General features: G+C 43.9%; 14 protein-coding genes. All 14 read left to right on the forward strand.

The genetic code is table 11. The features are described 5' to 3' along the window. Positions 1-7 precede the first annotated feature (7 nt). The 14 genes from IGI78_RS05495 (at position 8) to IGI78_RS05560 (ending at position 16,490) form a co-directional block, all read left to right on the forward strand. Positions 8-1,003, forward strand: coding sequence for a helix-turn-helix domain-containing protein (locus IGI78_RS05495; RefSeq protein ID WP_081118789.1), 996 nt, complete (start codon positions 8-10; stop codon positions 1,001-1,003). Continuing rightward, positions 997-2,379: a RecQ family ATP-dependent DNA helicase gene (locus IGI78_RS05500; protein ID WP_081118788.1), complete on the forward strand. Its 1,383-nt coding sequence runs from the start codon at positions 997-999 to the stop codon at positions 2,377-2,379. The genes IGI78_RS05495 and IGI78_RS05500 overlap by 7 nt, the downstream gene beginning before the upstream one ends. 72 nt (positions 2,380-2,451) lie before the next feature. Next, positions 2,452-3,078 (forward strand): SAG1386/EF1546 family surface-associated protein, encoded by a 627-nt coding sequence (locus IGI78_RS05505; RefSeq protein WP_077452647.1) that lies wholly within the window; start codon positions 2,452-2,454, stop codon positions 3,076-3,078. Positions 3,079-3,183: 105 nt separating this feature from the next. Next, positions 3,184-3,855 carry a (d)CMP kinase gene (gene cmk / locus IGI78_RS05510; protein WP_081118787.1) on the forward strand — a complete coding sequence of 224 codons (672 nt, stop codon included), beginning with the start codon at positions 3,184-3,186 and terminating at the stop codon, positions 3,853-3,855. 212 nt (positions 3,856-4,067) lie between these two features. Continuing rightward, positions 4,068-5,282, forward strand: a complete 1,215-nt coding sequence (gene rpsA, locus IGI78_RS05515) for a 30S ribosomal protein S1 (RefSeq protein WP_005229333.1) — start codon at positions 4,068-4,070, stop codon at positions 5,280-5,282. Positions 5,283-5,445: 163 nt separating this feature from the next. Further along, on the forward strand, positions 5,446-6,756 hold the full coding sequence (gene der, locus IGI78_RS05520) for a ribosome biogenesis GTPase Der (RefSeq protein ID WP_005237082.1): 1,311 nt from the start codon (positions 5,446-5,448) through the stop codon (positions 6,754-6,756). 234 nt (positions 6,757-6,990) lie between these two features. Next, entirely contained in the window at positions 6,991-7,266 is a 276-nt protein-coding gene (locus IGI78_RS05525; RefSeq protein WP_003126821.1) for an HU family DNA-binding protein, read from the forward strand. A gap of 568 nt (positions 7,267-7,834) precedes the next feature. Further along, complete coding sequence (gene ilvD, locus IGI78_RS05530; RefSeq protein WP_096742425.1) at positions 7,835-9,523, forward strand: dihydroxy-acid dehydratase; 1,689 nt, start codon at positions 7,835-7,837, stop codon at positions 9,521-9,523. 2 nt (positions 9,524-9,525) lie between these two features. After that, a complete protein-coding gene (gene ilvB, locus IGI78_RS05535) occupies positions 9,526-11,226 on the forward strand; it encodes a biosynthetic-type acetolactate synthase large subunit (protein WP_081118785.1) in 1,701 nt (566 codons plus the stop codon). A gap of 4 nt (positions 11,227-11,230) precedes the next feature. Beyond that, on the forward strand, positions 11,231-11,707 hold the full coding sequence (gene ilvN, locus IGI78_RS05540) for an acetolactate synthase small subunit (protein WP_077452643.1): 477 nt from the start codon (positions 11,231-11,233) through the stop codon (positions 11,705-11,707). A 50-nt stretch (positions 11,708-11,757) separates the two neighbouring features. Then, positions 11,758-12,747 carry a ketol-acid reductoisomerase gene (ilvC, locus tag IGI78_RS05545; protein ID WP_081118784.1) on the forward strand — a complete coding sequence of 330 codons (990 nt, stop codon included), beginning with the start codon at positions 11,758-11,760 and terminating at the stop codon, positions 12,745-12,747. Positions 12,748-12,764: 17 nt separating this feature from the next. Next, the gene (gene ilvA / locus IGI78_RS05550) at positions 12,765-14,012 is read left to right on the forward strand and encodes a threonine ammonia-lyase IlvA (RefSeq protein ID WP_081118821.1); all 1,248 of its coding nucleotides are present in this window, start codon (positions 12,765-12,767) and stop codon (positions 14,010-14,012) included. 168 nt (positions 14,013-14,180) lie between these two features. Beyond that, positions 14,181-15,230: a hypothetical protein gene (locus IGI78_RS05555; protein WP_081118783.1), complete on the forward strand. Its 1,050-nt coding sequence runs from the start codon at positions 14,181-14,183 to the stop codon at positions 15,228-15,230. Further along, positions 15,231-16,490 carry a tetratricopeptide repeat protein gene (locus tag IGI78_RS05560; protein ID WP_081118782.1) on the forward strand — a complete coding sequence of 420 codons (1,260 nt, stop codon included), beginning with the start codon at positions 15,231-15,233 and terminating at the stop codon, positions 16,488-16,490. The last annotated feature ends 9 nt before the right edge of the window (positions 16,491-16,499 follow it).

The following is a 16,499-nucleotide window of genomic DNA, read 5'->3' on the forward strand; positions in this document are numbered from 1 at the left end:
GGAAGATATGGATTCTTTTATTTTAGCGCTGTTTTCTGATACTGACAAGCTACGCCCATCGACACTTTATCAAATTCTCATTGGAAAGCGTACTAGCTCTGTTTTGAGTTATGCCTTTTTTTATGATCGCTTAGGTCTTTTTCAAGCGATGCCACAGTTGAATGAGTGGGAGTATCAACAGACGATCGCTGACTTGATCCAACAAGGGATGTTAAGTCGGGATTCAGATGGTCTGCTGCTCAAAAGGACCGTTGCAAATTATGAGCAGTCCAGAGAAATGTTGTTGCATCAGATGGATTATTTTCGGTATGGACGAACGACGGAGGAGGCTTGGCGTTTTGTCCGACTGTTGGTTCAAGCAGCTGCATATCAAGGGGTGACTAATCAGTATATTCCTGTTGAGAACACGCCCTTATATACAGAACCTGTGCGTCGACTGATCCATCAATACCCTGAAATCAAAAAGATCACTCATCGAGAACTTTCGGCAGTTTTTGACCAGCTTCCCGCAGAAGTTGCAGATTTTTTAGCGGGCACCTTATCTGGTCCTGATCTTCTTGGGCAGGCGTTTTTCCAACTTTTGCCAGAATCTGTACAAGGTAAGCCTTGGGACAATCTTTATGTAGGAGCTGCGATCCATCAATTTTTAGCCCTGGTCGAAAAAGAGCCGCAGATGGTACTGTTTCAAGGATTATCGCCTTTTCTAAATAGGAATCTGAATCAAAGTATGCTGGAAAGTCGTGCATTATTCTTGCAAGGAGCTTCTGTTGAGCAGATCATGGAAAAAAGAAGGATCAAACGAGGAACCGTTAATGATCATTTGATTGAATGGGCACTGCTTGATCCGACATTTCCTTATCAGCGCTTTGATACAGCGTTGCTGAATAAGCTGCCAGTAACTTCTTGGAAAAACAGCTATCAAGAATTACAGGAACTTCTGGCGACAGATTTTTTGACGATCCGTTTGTTACAGATTGCTCAGAAACGGGGGATTCGATGTTAGAAAACGCACTGAATCAGTACTTTGGCTTCAAAACATTTCGTCAAGGACAAAAAGAAGTCATCGAAAGTGTTTTAGCGCAGCAAGATACGTTAGCGATTCTGCCTACCGGGAATGGCAAAAGTCTCTGTTATCAGCTACCAGGGTACCTCATAGATGGCATCGTGATCATTATCTCACCGCTTGTTTCTTTAATGGAAGATCAAGTCTATGGCTTACAAAAGCAAGGGGAAAAACGCGCGATTGCATTTAATAGTCAACTGGACCTTGCCGATCGTCACTACGTGATGCAGCACTTGCAGAAGTACAAATTTTTGTTTTTAAGTCCAGAAATGATCGTGCAAGAAGCCATTTTGCAACAACTCGAACAAGCTAAGATCGCTATGCTCGTGGTGGATGAAGCTCATTGTGTTTCCCAATGGGGCATTGATTTTCGACCAGAGTACTTGCAGCTTGGTGAAGTAAAAAAACGCTTGAAGACACCCGTCACATTAGCTTTGACGGCTACTGCTACGGCACAAGTGGAAGCAGATATTCGACAGGTGTTGTTAGCAAAGAACGCCAATGTCTATCGTTATTCGATGAACCGCAGCAATATCGGCTTGTTCGTAGAGCAAACAACAGACAAAGATGCGGCATTAGCAGACTATCTCAGCCGCTTAGGCGGGGCTGGGATCATTTACTGTTCCACAAGAAGCAAAGTCGAAGAAGTCTATAATAAACTGCGTCAGCGCTATTCGGTAGGTTATTATCATGGTGGTTTAGCGAGTGATCAAAGAAAAACGTTGCAGCAGCAGTTTTCTCAGAATAAATTAAAATTGCTCGTCGCAACCAATGCGTTTGGGATGGGGATCAATAAAGAAGATATTCGTTTTGTGATCCATTATGACTTGCCTGATTCGCTGGAAAACTACAGTCAGGAAATCGGTCGAGCAGGCCGCGATGGCAAACAAAGCAGTGCGATCTTGCTTTATCAGGAACACGATGAGCAGATCCACTACTTCTTTCAGCGAGAAAACAAAGAAGAACGCCGTGCTTTAGAACGAATGGTTCAGGAAAAGAGGAAAGAACCCTTGACACCGCTGCAAGAAAAATGGCAGCAGAAGATGAAGGAGTTGGGGGCTGCGTTTTGGCTGGAAACGCTAAAACAAAACGAACAGCAAAAGCAAGAACAATTACAAAAAATGTTGGCTTATATTCATTTTGCCGGTTGCCGCCGTCAGTTTTTATTGGCGCATTTTGGAGAAGAAGTGCAACAGAATCCTTATTGTTGCGACAATGACGGGATCGAATTGGCAGTAGAAGAAGAGCTTTTAGAAAAAAAAGTCATCCTTCATTGGCAAGAACGTTTAATAAAAATTTTTAAAGATATAAATTGAATCGTATTTTGCAGGACAGTTTTTATTTACCTATGGTATAATACATCGGAAGGAAACTAGGAGGGAATACGAGTGAGCAAGAAAGACAATGACTACAATTCAGAAAATCAAGAACCGTGGGAACAACCAATCTATGATACAGAATACGATGATTCTGCATCAAGATCCCAACAAAGAAAACAAAAGCGTGGGAATTCACTCTTTTTGACGATCGTTTTAGTTTTGCTTTTCTTGATCGTGGCAATTCCGGTTGGTGCCGGTATTTGGGTATTGAATCATAACAGTGATGCCCCGACCGCAGCAAGTTCAAGCAGTACAGTAGAAAGTACGACAGAATCTTCGACAACCGAGTCATCAACAACGGAATCATCCACTACTGAATCGACAAGGGAAACGAGTTCGTCAACAAGTGAATCAAGTTCTTCATCAAGCAGTAGCAGTTCTGCACCAGCTTCAACGACGCCATCAAGTAGTAGTGAGCCGGCTCAACAAGAAAACAATGCAGGACAAGACACTACGCAAAATAATCAAGGGCAAGGAGCGACTGGTACCGAGGAATATACGACGGTGCAAGCAGGTGAAGGTCCTGAACAAGTGGCAGCCCGTACAGGCATCTCAGTTGAAACCCTATATCAATTAAATGGGATTGATCCAAACAACTACATGCTATACCCTGGCGACACATTACGAATTAAATAAAAAACCGCTTTGGCGGTTTTTTTTCTTGGTAGGAAGAAGCCAAGGTGAACGATAAGCAGAAACGATGAAGGAATACACATCGTTGGGAAACGAGGAGTAAGAAAAATGAAAAAAATCAACATCGCTATTGATGGTCCTGCGTCATCGGGAAAAAGCACAGTGGCAAAAATCATTGCCAATGATTTAGGGTTTATTTATACAGATACCGGTGCCATGTATCGCAGCATCACGTATTTGGCTTTAAAAAGCGGCTGTTCACTAGAGGATGAAACGGCGATCGCTGCTTTGATCGATCAATACCCCATCACTTTTGAACCAACTGAACACGGTCAAGAGGTCTTTGCAGGAGGAGAGCAAGTCACAGAAGCGATCCGTCAGCCAGAAGTAACCAACGCAGTTTCGAAGGTGTCGGCATACCCTGCGATCCGCGAAAAACTCGTCCAACAACAGCAGATGATCGCTAAAGATGGCGGTGTCGTGATGGATGGCCGCGATATTGGTACGGCGGTTTTACCACAAGCAGAAGTCAAGATTTTTCTGGTAGCAAGTGTGGAAGAACGGGCGCAGCGCCGTTTCAAAGAAAATCAGAAAAAAGGGATCGGTACCGATTATGAGACCTTGAAAGAAGAGATCCAGCAAAGAGATTATTTGGATTCCCATCGGGAAGTCTCGCCTCTGAAACAAGCAACAGATGCCGTTCGAATCGACACCTCCGGTTTAACGATCGAGCAAGTCGTAGAAGCAATCAAAAAAACGATCCAAGAAAAGATCAACTAACGAAAACAGTGGGTGTTCCCCATTGTTTTTTTATTTTTCCTACGAAAAAGATGAAAGCAAGCAAGAAAACAGACGTGAAAAGACTTTTTCAACGAAAAAACCGTAGTTTTTTAGGAAAATAAGAGAAATCGCTTTATTTTTTTTTCATTCTATTTTAAACTAAAAGATGTAGTGCAATTATTGCAGAATTGTTGGTTAGGAGGACATGAGAGATGACAGAATTTGAAAATAATCAGGTTGAGAGTGGAAATGAATCAATGGAAGCCGCTTTAGACAATTTCCAAGAAGTAAAAGTTGGAGATATCGTTAAAGGCGAGGTATTAGCCATTGAGGATAAACAAGCGATCGTAGGGATCGAAGGCGCCGGCGTTGAAGGCGTTGTTCCTGCAAAAGAATTATCGACTTTACCTGTTGAAGACATCAACGAAGCAGTCAAAGTAGGGGATGTCTTAGAATTAGTTGTGATTTCAGCAATTGGTAAAGACAAAGAAAACGGCAGCTATCTCCTTTCTAAACGTCGCTTAGATGCGAAAAAAGTTTGGGAAGATATCGAAAAAGATTTCCAAGAAGGAAAAATCATCGAAGCACCAGTCACCAACGTCGTTAAAGGCGGGTTAGTGGTTGATGTAGGTGTTCGTGGTTTTGTTCCGGCATCAATGGTCGAAGATCATTTTGTTGCGGATTTTGAAGATTACAAAGGGAAAACATTGACCTTTAAAATCGTTGAGATCGAGCCTTCTGAAAACCGCTTGATCCTTTCTCATAAAGCTGTTGTTGAAGCAGAAAAAGCAAAACAAAAAGAAGCGTTATTAGCTGATTTATATGAAGGACAAGAAGTAGAAGGAAAAGTAGCTCGTTTGACTGATTTTGGTGCCTTCGTAGACCTAGGCGGCATCGATGGACTTGTCCATGTCTCTGAAATTTCACATGGGCATGTGGGCAAACCGAGTGACGTTTTGTCTGTTGGCGATACCGTCAACGTCCGTATCTTATCTGTTGATGCAGACAAAGAACGTGTGTCTCTTTCAATCAAAGACACATTGCCTGGACCTTGGACCAATATCGAAGAACAAGCGGCTGTTGGCAGTGTCTTAACTGGGACTGTTAAACGTTTGACAAGCTTCGGTGCGTTTGTGGAAGTCTTCCCAGGTGTTGAAGGGCTGATCCATATTTCACAAATCTCCCATAAACACATTGCGACACCACATGAAGTCTTACAAGAAGGCGATGAAGTGCAAGTGAAAGTGCTCGAAGTGAACCCTTCAGAACACCGAATCGCATTAAGCATCAAAGCATTAGAAAAAGCCGAAAACACCAATGAAACACAAGAAGTTTCAGAGGATGATTATCAATTGCCAGAAGAATCAACCGGGTTTACCATGGGTGATATCTTAGGCGATGCCTTAAAAGACAGCGACGAAGAGTAATTGTATGCCATCAGCTTATAACGATTCGATGTTTGAATTTGTTATAAGCTGATTTTTTGTTTGCCGGGAAAGCTTGCAACTTTCCATGGCTTTAGGTAAACTAAGTAAGATTGAATACAAGAAGCAGCGTACAAGGACTGCTTTTTTAAATGGAGGGTAAAAAATGTCAAATCCAACAATAGCGATCGTTGGACGTCCGAATGTGGGGAAATCGACCATTTTCAACCGGATAGCTGGAGAACGAATTTCGATCGTTGAGGATACTCCAGGAGTGACCAGAGATCGTATTTATGCCACTGGCGAATGGCTAGGCCGTGAGTTTAGCGTAATCGATACAGGTGGGATCGATTTAAGTGATGAGCCGTTTATGGATCAAATCAAGCATCAAGCAGAAATCGCCATCGATGAAGCAGATGTCATTGTTTTTATTACGAGTGCTCGTGAAGGAGTAACAGATGCGGACGAGCTTGTGGCTCGTTTGTTATACAAAAGCAACAAACCCGTGATTTTAGCGGTCAACAAAGTTGATAATCCCGAGATGCGTAACGATATCTATGAATTCTATGGTTTAGGTCTGGGCGATCCATACCCGATCTCAGGAAGTCATGGATTAGGGATCGGTGATGTTCTTGATGAAGCAGTCAAACACTTCACCAATGAAGCGGAAGAAGAAGACGATTCCATCATCAAGTTTAGTTTGATCGGTCGACCAAACGTCGGGAAATCCTCTTTGATCAATGCGATTCTTGGAGAAGAGCGAGTGATCGTTTCAGATATCGAAGGAACGACTCGTGATGCGATCGATACCCATTTTACTAGCGAAAGCGGTCAAGAATTTACCATGATCGATACCGCCGGCATGCGTAAAAAAGGGAAGGTCTACGAATCTACTGAAAAATACAGTGTCATGCGAGCAATGCGGGCCATTGAACGCTCAGACGTCGTCTTGATGGTCTTGAACGCCGAAGAAGGAATTCGCGAGCAAGACAAACGGATCGCTGGCTATGCCCATGAAGCAGGCCGTGGAATCATTATCGTTGTCAATAAATGGGATACATTGAAAAAAGAAACGAATACGATGCGTGATTTTGAAGAAGAGATCAGAGATGAATTCCAATATTTGGATTACGCGCCAATCATTTTTGTTTCCGCAGTGACGAAGCAGCGCTTGAATAAGCTGCCGCAATTGATTGAAGAAGTCAGCATGAATCAAAACATGCGTATTCCATCTGCGTTGTTGAATGACGTCATTATGGACGCTGTGGCGATCAACCCAACACCAACAGACAAAGGCAAACGTTTGAAGATTTTTTATGCGACGCAAGTAGCTGTCAAACCGCCAACTTTTGTTATTTTTGTCAACGAAGAAGAACTGATGCATTTCTCTTATGCACGTTTTTTAGAAAATCAAATCCGCAAGGCATTCACTTTTGAAGGAACGCCGATTCGGATCATTCCTCGCAGAAGAAAATAGAGATTTTATCATACTTTGTTTCTTTTTACAAAGAAATCTGTCCTTTTCTAGAAAAATGGGAAAAAACCAAAAAAAAACCCCCTAAAAACGTTAAAATCCTTGATATTACAAGGTTCTTATGATAACGTTATATCAGAATATTGATGGTAATCAATATTTGACAAAAACCTTGGACCACTCAAGATTTTTGTTGATGCATGACATCAAAAAAAATATCAGGAGGTGAAACCATCCATGGCAAATAAAGCAGAATTAATCGAAAAAGTTGCAGCAGCTACTGACTTAACTAAGAAAGACGCAACTGCAGCAGTAGACGCTGTATTCTCAACAATTCAAGACGCTTTAGCTAACGGTGAAAAAGTTCAATTGATCGGCTTTGGTAACTTTGAAGTTCGTTCTCGTGCAGAACGCAAAGGACGCAACCCACAAACTGGTGAAGAAATCAAGATCCCTGCTAGCAAAGTACCTGCATTCAAACCAGGTAAAGCTCTTAAAGACGCAGTGAAATAATTGAGTCTTGTAGAAACCCTTGAGTAATCAAGGGTTTTTTCTTTTGCTTAAATATTGGTTGTTGCCATGCGGTTGTCATCTGGAAAGTAAGCAATCACATTTTATTGTCAGAAAATTCAAAATAATAGTGTGTTTTTCTTTTGATCTAAAAAAAACACTTAGCGCCAATGCTTACTCACTTTTGGATATAATCAACCTTGATACAAAAGAGATCTTAACGAAAAGGGGAGACCGATTAAATGACATCCAATGTTAGAATAGTCTGGATAGAATTGTCATTATTGAAAAAAAATTCAGAAAATTCGTTGACAAGTGTTTTTCCAAAGGGTATATTGGTAAACAATTACAAGAACGTTACTATTTCTAATGAAGGAGCCATTTTCTATGCGTAATTTTAATCAATATTTATTAGTCATTATTATTGATACCAGGACTTAGAACACGGAAGCAAAAATTATCCGTTTGTTTGAGTCCTATTTGCGTAAGTAAAATGGGATTCTGGCAAAGCATCCCAGTTTTTTATAACCGGGATGCTTTTTTTTATTCCAAAATGCAGGAGATGATGAGTGTGAGAAGTGATCAAATTAAAAAAGGGATCGATGCAGCGCCAGCTAGGAGTCTGCTCTATGCCACAGGACAAGTTAAAAATATCCATGATATGAACAAACCATTTATCGCGATATGTAATTCCTATATCGATATCGTACCCGGACATGTGCATTTACGGGAGTTAGCAGATATCGCTAAAGAAGCGATTCGTGAAGCTGGCGGCATCCCTTTTGAGTTCAATACAATCGGCGTGGATGATGGCATTGCGATGGGACATATTGGCATGCGTTATTCGCTACCTAGCCGAGAATTGATCGCTGATTCTGCAGAAACCGTCATCAATGCCCACTGGTTTGACGGCGTATTTTATATCCCAAATTGTGACAAGATCACTCCTGGCATGATTTTAGCAGCGATGCGGACCAACGTACCAGGAATCTTTTGTTCCGGCGGTCCGATGAAAGCCGGCATTGATCCTCGGGGACATCAAATAACCTTATCTTCCATGTTTGAAGCCGTTGGGACGTACAAGACGGGGAATATGACAAAAGAAGATTTTGAGTTTATGGAACAAAATGCCTGTCCGACTTGCGGCTCCTGCGCAGGGATGTTTACTGCCAACTCGATGAATTGCCTCTTAGAAATCTTAGGATTGGCAATGCCAGGCAATGGCACGATCCTCGCTGTGTCTCAAGAGCGACGAGAACTAGTTAGACAAGCCGCCTTTAAGTTGATGGATCTTGTTGAAAAACAAGTCAAGCCTCGCGACATCGTGACCAAAGAAGCTATTGATGATGCCTTCGCTTTAGACATGGCGATGGGGGGTTCCACCAACACAGTGCTGCATACCTTAGCGATCGCCAATGAAGCAGAGATCGACTATGACTTAAGACGGGTCAATGAAATCGCTAAAAGAGTGCCTTATCTCTCAAAAATCGCGCCATCATCAGCCTATTCGATGCACGATGTCCATGAAGCTGGCGGCGTTTCGGCAATCATAAGGGAGCTTTGTGATATCGAGGGAGCGATTCATCCCGATCGACCGACTGTTACCGGTAAGACGTTACGAGAAAATGTCGCTGAAGCGAAGATCCACAACGAAGAAGTCATTCATCCCAAAGAAAACCCGTATAGTCCTGTGGGCGGTCTATCGATCTTGTACGGCAATATCGCCCCAGAAGGCAGTGTCATCAAGGTCGGTGGGGTCGATCCAAGTGTCCAAGTATTCAAAGGGAAAGCGATCTGTTTTGATTCTCATGATGAAGCAGTTGCTGCCATCGACAACCATACCGTACAAAAAGGACATGTTGTAGTGATCCGCTATGAGGGTCCAAAAGGAGGACCAGGTATGCCAGAAATGCTGGCGCCTACCTCAAGTATCGTTGGTCGTGGGTTAGGCAAAGATGTCGCCTTGATCACCGATGGCCGCTTTTCAGGAGCGACCCGAGGAATCGCGGTTGGCCATATTTCGCCAGAAGCTGCAGCCGGGGGCCCACTAGGGCTAGTCAACGACGGTGATGAAATCATAATTGATTTGCCAAATCGGACGCTAAATCTGCAAGTTTCAGAAGAAGAACTTGCCACGCGTGCGCAAGAACGACCAAAGTTTCGTTCGAAAGTGAAGAAAGGCTGGCTTGCACGTTATACCGCTTTAGTGACCTCTGCGAATACGGGCGGGATTATGCGAGTACCTGATGAGGAGGAGTAGCAATGGAAAATATCGAGTATCAAGCATCGCATCTAAGGACTGGCGCGCAAGTGTTAGTGGACAGCCTGCAAGAGCAAGGCGTCGAGATGATCTTTGGCTATCCGGGTGGCGCCGTCTTACCGTTATATGACCAATTATATGATGCAGCGATTCCAAATATTTTGACGCGTCACGAGCAAGGGGCGATCCACGCCGCTGAAGGCTATGCCAAAGCTACTGGTAATGTGGGGGTCGTTTTAGTGACTAGCGGACCAGGTGCTACGAATGTTGTTACGGGCATTGCCGATGCCATGAGTGATTCCGTACCGTTGGTGGTTATCACGGGGCAAGTGGCGGTACCAGGAATTGGCAAAGATGCTTTTCAAGAAGCGGATATTCTAGGTATCACGTTGCCGATCACGAAATACAACTACCAAGTCCGCTGTGTCGATGAGTTGCCGAAAGTGATCGCTGAAGCCTTTCACATCGCTTCAACTGGTCGTAAGGGCCCAGTTGTCATCGACCTTCCGAAAGATATTACCCTACAAGAAACCGCCGAAACCTGCTCGTTGCCGATCACAAGGAAAAGCTATCAACCGACTGCAGAGCCATCTCGTCTGCAAATCGAAAAATTGATGCAAGTTCTAGAAAAAGCACAGCGACCAGTAGTACTGGCGGGTGCAGGCGTGATCGCTGCCGAAGCTGCGGCTGAACTAAATGCATTTATTGCCAAGTACAAGTTGCCGACAGTCACAACGTTGCTCGGCTTAGGCTTGCTGCCAAGTGATCATCAATTTTTCTTGGGCATGGGCGGTATGCATGGCACCTATGCGGCGAACATGGCTTTATCGGAAGCCGATTTGATTATCAATATCGGCTCTCGCTTCGATGATCGTTTAGCAACGGCCGGCAGTCAGTTCGGCAAGCAGGCGATCGTTGCTCATATCGATATCGACCCAGTAGAGATCGGCAAGATCGTAGAAACTAAGATCCCAATCGTTGGCGATGCCAAGGCTGCTTTGCAACAAATGCTGCGCTATAAGCCAACAAGAGGAACATGGTCTGACTGGTTGGATCTATGCCAAAAACGGAAAAAGGAAAAACCTTATCGCTATGATCGCACCCAGACACAAGAAATCAAACCGCAAAAGGTCATCGAAGAAGTAGGACGTTTGACCAAAGGAGAGGCTTACGTCATTACCGATGTTGGGCAACATCAAATGTGGGTCGCGCAGTATTATCCGTTTCGCTTTCCTAAACAATTGATTACCAGTGGCGGACTGGGCACGATGGGCTATGGGATCCCTGCGGGAATTGGTGCCCAATTTGCTCATCCAGAAAAAATGGTCGTGGTGTTTGTTGGCGATGGTGGATTTCAAATGACGAACCAAGAATTTGCGATTTTGAATGAGTATGGCTTGAATGTCAAATTTGTTTTATTGAACAATCGTTCGTTAGGAATGGTCCGTCAATGGCAAGAAACATTCCATGGCAAACGACGCTCTGCCTCTGTTTTTGCACAACAACCTGATTTTGTTAAACTGGCACAAGCTTACGGCATCGAAGGCTGTCGGATCGATGCCCCAGAGCAACTGGCAGATCAATTGGCAGCAGCTTTTTCTCAATCAGGACCGCAGCTGATCGAAGTAATGGTCTCGCCCTCAGAGCACGTGCTGCCGATGATTCCACCGGGGAAAGCCAATCATGAAATGATGGGGGTCTAAGGAGATGAAACGGGTATTAGCAGCAATCGTTCATAATGAAGCAGGTGTTTTGAGCCGCATTACGAGTGTCTTAAACCGCCGACAGGTCAATATCGAGAGTATCTCTGTCGGCACAACGGAACGGCCAGAATTTTCACGAATGACGATCATTGTCAACGTGAACGATTTGGCAGAAACAGAACAAGTGACTAAGCATCTGAACAAACAGATCGATGTCTTGAAGGTTTCTGATATCACAGAAATTCCTCATATCGAACGGGAGCTGGTGCTGATCAAAGTCAATGCACCAACTACCAGCCGCTCGGAGATCCAAGCAGTGATCGATCCGTTTCGAGCGCACATTGTCGATGTCGCACTGAAAACGATCGTTGTGCAAGTTGCCGGCGATACAAAAAAGGTAGAAGCATGCATCGAAGTTTTGCGTCCCTACGGGATCAAACAGTTGGCACGAACAGGGGTCACGGGTTTTACAAGAGGGTAAGTGCAATTTTGAATTGCTTAAAATAAAGAAAGAATTCGGAGGAAACAAGTATGGTAAAAGTATATTACAACGAGGAAGTTACAGATAATCTAGGAGACAAGAAGATTGCGATCATCGGCTATGGCTCTCAAGGGCACGCCCATGCGCAAAATTTACGGGACACAGGCCATGAAGTCTTTATCGGCATTCGTGAAGGAAAGTCAGCAGAAGCCGCAAGAAACGACGGGTTCGAGGTCTTTCCAGTAGCCAAAGCCACACAAAAAGCGGACGTAGTCATGATCTTGGCACCCGATGAGATCCAAGGATCGTTGTATAAAAATGAGATCGAACCGAATCTTTCTGCCGGCAATGCATTAGCATTTGCGCATGGTTTCAATATTCATTTTGATGTGATCGAGCCGCCAAAAGAGGTGGATGTGTTTCTAGTTGCGCCTAAAGGACCGGGCCACTTGGTGCGTCGAACCTTTACCGAAGGGTTTGCGGTGCCAGCCTTGTTTGCAGTCTATCAAGATGCAACTGGCAACGCACAAGCGACAGCTTTATCTTATGCAAAAGGCATTGGTGCCACACGGGTCGGTGTTTTGGAAACCACCTTTAAAGAAGAGACCGAAACCGATCTTTTTGGGGAACAAGCCGTACTTTGTGGCGGTTTGACCAGTATGATCGAAGCTGGCTTTGAAACATTGGTAGAAGCCGGGTACCAACCGGAATTGGCGTATTTTGAAGTTTGTCATGAATTGAAACTGATCGTTGACTTGATTTATGAAGGAGGCTTCAAAAAAATGCGTCATTCGATCTCAAATACGGCAGAGTATGGCGATTACGTTTCCGGTGCACGGGTGATCACCGCGCAAGCTAAAGAGAACATGAAAGCCGTATTGACAGATATCCAAAATGGTCAATTCGCGAAAGGATTCATTGAGGATAATCAAAATGGCTTCCCTGAATTCCATAAAATGCGTGAAGAAAACGGCAACCATCAAATTGAAAAAGTCGGTAGCGAATTACGGAAAATGATGCCGTTTGTTGCGAAAGATTAGGGGGGACGCGTTTGTTGATGACAGTTTCTGCAATCGAACAAGCCTACGAGCGACTGCGGGGAGCAGTTAGTCATACACCGCTGCAATATGATCGCTTTTTATCTGAAAAATACCAAGCGACGGTTTTATTGAAACGAGAGGACTTGCAAAAAGTCCGCTCCTTCAAATTACGAGGTGCCTACTATGCGATCACCCAGGCAGATCCTGTACAGACCAGTCGTGGGGTTGTCTGTGCCAGTGCTGGGAATCATGCCCAAGGCGTTGCTTATACCTGTCAAGAACAGCAGATCCATGCGGTCATTTTCATGCCGACAACGACCCCGCAACAAAAAATCGCGCAAGTCCTCTTTTTCGGCGGTGACTACGTCAAGATCGAATTGGTGGGAGATACCTTTGATGCGGCGGCGCAGGCTGCCAAACAATTTGCCAAAGAAGAACAAATGGCTTTCATTGCTCCTTTTGATGATCCCAATATTATCGCAGGACAAGGAACAGTAGCCGTGGAAATGTTGGCTGATGCTGAAAAGAAACAAGTAACGATCGATTTGGTGGTGGCTGCCATTGGCGGTGGTGGCTTGATCAGCGGAACCGCAGCCTATTTGAAAGAAAAGCAACCGAAGATAAAAGTTGTTGGAGCAGAACCTGTAGGGGCAGCCTCGATGCAAGCAGCCTTTGATCACCAAGGACCAGTGGCTTTAGAGCATATTGAAACCTTTGTGGATGGTGCGGCAGTCAAACAAGTCGGAGCTCAAACCTATGCCCATGCCAAACGCTACGTGGATCAATTGGTAACGGTGGAAGAAGGTGCAATCTGCCAAACGATTTTAGAATTATACAGCAAACAAGCGATCGTCGCTGAACCAGCTGGTGCCTTGAGTGTGGCAGCTTTGGATCTGATCAAAGAGCAAATCAAAGGCAAAACAGTCGTCTGTATTGTGAGTGGCGGCAACAATGATAGTTCCCGCATGGCTGAGATCGAAGAGAAATCACTGATTTATCAAGGATTGAAACATTATTTTATCGTCAACTTCCCGCAACGTCCCGGTGCGTTGAAGGAATTTGTTAGCCATGTATTAGGGCCTGATGATGATATCACGAGGTTTGAATATACGAAAAAAATCAATCGTGGAACAGGACCAGTAATGCTGGGAATCTTGTTGAAACACAAAAAAGATCTACCCGCATTACTGTCACGAATTGAACAGTTTGACCAAAACTATATCAACCTTCAGCAAAATCAATCACTTTACTCGCTTTTGGTTTAGAAAAAAACATGGTTTCCTTTGTAATAACAGGAAATCATGTTTTTTGCTTTTTGGCATAGAAAGATGGGACAAATCGGCGAAAAATACTTCCTAATGGTTAGCGATTTAGTAGGTGTTTCAGCGGCTTCTTGCTATAATAGTAAGTAGTAGCAACAAAGGAGTGAGCCGATGGAAGCTGTTTTTTACAGAAATGAGCAAGAAACTCAGATTTCTTACGGTGAAACACTGGCATCGGTCATGAAAGAACAGTCGATCGAGCCGCAGCAGGTGATCATTTTGACGAATCAGCGTTATTATGACCGCTTTTCAGAAAAAGTAACACGCCTGTTTTTGCCGCGCGAGGTCAATTGGTATATTTGTACCAACCAAATGTATTGCAACAACTTTAGCGAATTTAAGGCCGCAATGGATTTCTTCGGTCGCTTTTCTAAGCAAGAGTCCTTGTTGATCGTCGGATTTGGGAATGAAGGTGTATTGGCACTGAGCAGTTTTATCCATGCGACTTCGGTTCTAACGACAAAGCTTTGGCTGATTCCCGTCTCCTTGCGGGCTTTAGCTAAAAGTGTCAAAGAAACAGCGATCGTTGTGAAAAAGCCAGATATCCCGATGTTGGAAAACCCTAACACACCACAATTTGTTATTTTCGATCAGACGATTGCCGAAAAGCAGATCGATGGGAAACTGGTGGACTTTTTGACCCTGATCCGTGGTGGCGTGCTTGCCGATAGCGATTTTTTAAAAGAGCTTTATCGAACGTATCCCAGTCATCAGGCGTTGATGAGACACTCATTGGCAGCATATACCAATCAGCTGATCCAATTGTATCAGCAGTCGGGCGGCGAATTGGAGGAGTTTGGGCAACTCTTTGCCGATGCTGCTTATCGAACGGAAAATGGTCACTTACTGTCTGATGCGATGAAATTGTTCTTTGGCTTTTTGTTTCATTTTATTTGGACAGTCCAGCAGCAACAGTTGACTGTCGATCTGCCGGTGTTTTGCCAATGGCTTACCCGATTAGGCTTTCCTATCGAATTGCCCGAATCTTTTTCCTTAAGCGAGTATTTCAGCCATGTACTAGAATTGCAGCAAAAAGAAAAAAAACTGTTATTTTTGGCAAAAGTTGGTACAATAGGGGGCAGAACAGAAATCGAGGAAAAAGATCTTGTCCAGACGATGGAGACTTATCAGCGATTAATCAATGAGATTCGAGGGGTCTAGATGGAAACTTATAGTGAAAAAATGTTAAAAGCACTAGCCGCAGAAGAGTTGGCAGAAGCACAATTGAATTTTACCGAAGCACTGCAAAAAGATGATGATGAAACACTCGGCGCTTTGGGCGATGAATTATTGCAGATCGGTTTTTTAGAAGAGGCAAAAACGTTATTTGAAACCCTGCAGCAGCGGCATCCTGAAAATGAAGCTTTGCTGCTTCCTTTAGCAGAAATTGCGATGGAAGAAGACCAGATCGAAACGGCCTTTGCCTATATCGATCAAATACCACCAACGAGTGAAGCGTATCTGCAAGCCTTGTTATTGAGTGCGGATCTCTATCAACTGATCGGTATCCCGGAAGTCAGTGAAGCCAAATTAAAAGAAGCGCAAAGCCTTGTGCCAGAGGAACCCTTGATTCGCTTTGCCTTAGCTGAGTTAGCTTTTTCAACGGATCGCTATCAAGAAGCTGTTGACCTTTATCAAGGATTGTTGGAAGAAGAAATTACGGATATTTCAGGGATCTCAATCGTTGAACGGACCGGGACTTCATTGAGTATGGCAGGTAAGTTTGAAGAGGCGTTAGAATACTTTGAAGCAAGCTTAGAAGACGAACAGACGGATGAGCGTCTCTTTCAAACAGCTTTAGTCTATTTGCAGCTGAAGGAAAATGAACAAGCGATACGCTACTTGCAGCAGTTGCGGGTCATGAATCCCCAATACCGGGCCTTGTATCTCTATTTGGCTGAAGCATTGCAAGAAGAAGAGCAGCTGGAAGAAGCGCAACGTGTGATCGAGGAAGGAATTCATGAAGATCCATATCAAGTAGATTTCTATCATTTTGCTGCCGAGAATGCTTACCGACTTCATGACAGTGAAGCAGCCGAATCATTTTTACTTAAAGCACTGGAAACTGGTGAAAAAGAAGAGGATACCTTGCTGACCTTAAGTAATTTATACTTGAACGAAGAGCGTTGGCAAGAAGCGATCTTGGCGATCGAGCGAATGGAAGACAATGAACAGCCTCACGCTCTATGGAATCTGGCGCAAGCCTTCAATGCGTTAGAAGATTTTGACAAAGCAGCAAAATATTACGAAGCAGCCAATGTTGATTTGCACCATGAACCAGCGTTTATGAAGGAATACGGCATTTTCTTACGTGAAGAAGGACGTTTGTCTGAAGCACTTCATTTGCTGCAACATTATTTGGCACACGAGCCAGGTGATTTAGAAGTACAGTCGATCGTGGAGGACTTATTAGAAAGATAGGTGAGAGAA

The organism is Enterococcus sp. DIV1767 (genome assembly GCF_050542585.1).
In the GTDB taxonomy this organism is placed as follows: Bacteria; Bacillota; Bacilli; order Lactobacillales; family Enterococcaceae; genus Enterococcus_D; species Enterococcus_D innesii.

Excerpts from the sequence above, each read along its gene's own strand:
- rpsA (WP_005229333.1), top strand. The coding sequence starts at position 4,068 with ATGACAGAATTTGAAAATAATCAGGTTGAGAGTGGAAATGAATCAATG.
- cmk (WP_081118787.1), top strand. The coding sequence starts at position 3,184 with ATGAAAAAAATCAACATCGCTATTGATGGTCCTGCGTCATCGGGAAAA.
- IGI78_RS05555 (WP_081118783.1), top strand. The coding sequence starts at position 14,181 with ATGGAAGCTGTTTTTTACAGAAATGAGCAAGAAACTCAGATTTCTTAC.
- ilvC (WP_081118784.1), top strand. The coding sequence starts at position 11,758 with ATGGTAAAAGTATATTACAACGAGGAAGTTACAGATAATCTAGGAGAC.
- ilvB (WP_081118785.1), top strand. The coding sequence starts at position 9,526 with ATGGAAAATATCGAGTATCAAGCATCGCATCTAAGGACTGGCGCGCAA.
- IGI78_RS05495 (WP_081118789.1), top strand. The coding sequence starts at position 8 with ATGGATTCTTTTATTTTAGCGCTGTTTTCTGATACTGACAAGCTACGC.
- IGI78_RS05525 (WP_003126821.1), top strand. The coding sequence starts at position 6,991 with ATGGCAAATAAAGCAGAATTAATCGAAAAAGTTGCAGCAGCTACTGAC.
- IGI78_RS05560 (WP_081118782.1), top strand. The coding sequence starts at position 15,231 with ATGGAAACTTATAGTGAAAAAATGTTAAAAGCACTAGCCGCAGAAGAG.
- der (WP_005237082.1), top strand. The coding sequence starts at position 5,446 with ATGTCAAATCCAACAATAGCGATCGTTGGACGTCCGAATGTGGGGAAA.
- IGI78_RS05500 (WP_081118788.1), top strand. The coding sequence starts at position 997 with ATGTTAGAAAACGCACTGAATCAGTACTTTGGCTTCAAAACATTTCGT.
- ilvA (WP_081118821.1), top strand. The coding sequence starts at position 12,765 with ATGACAGTTTCTGCAATCGAACAAGCCTACGAGCGACTGCGGGGAGCA.
- ilvN (WP_077452643.1), top strand. The coding sequence starts at position 11,231 with ATGAAACGGGTATTAGCAGCAATCGTTCATAATGAAGCAGGTGTTTTG.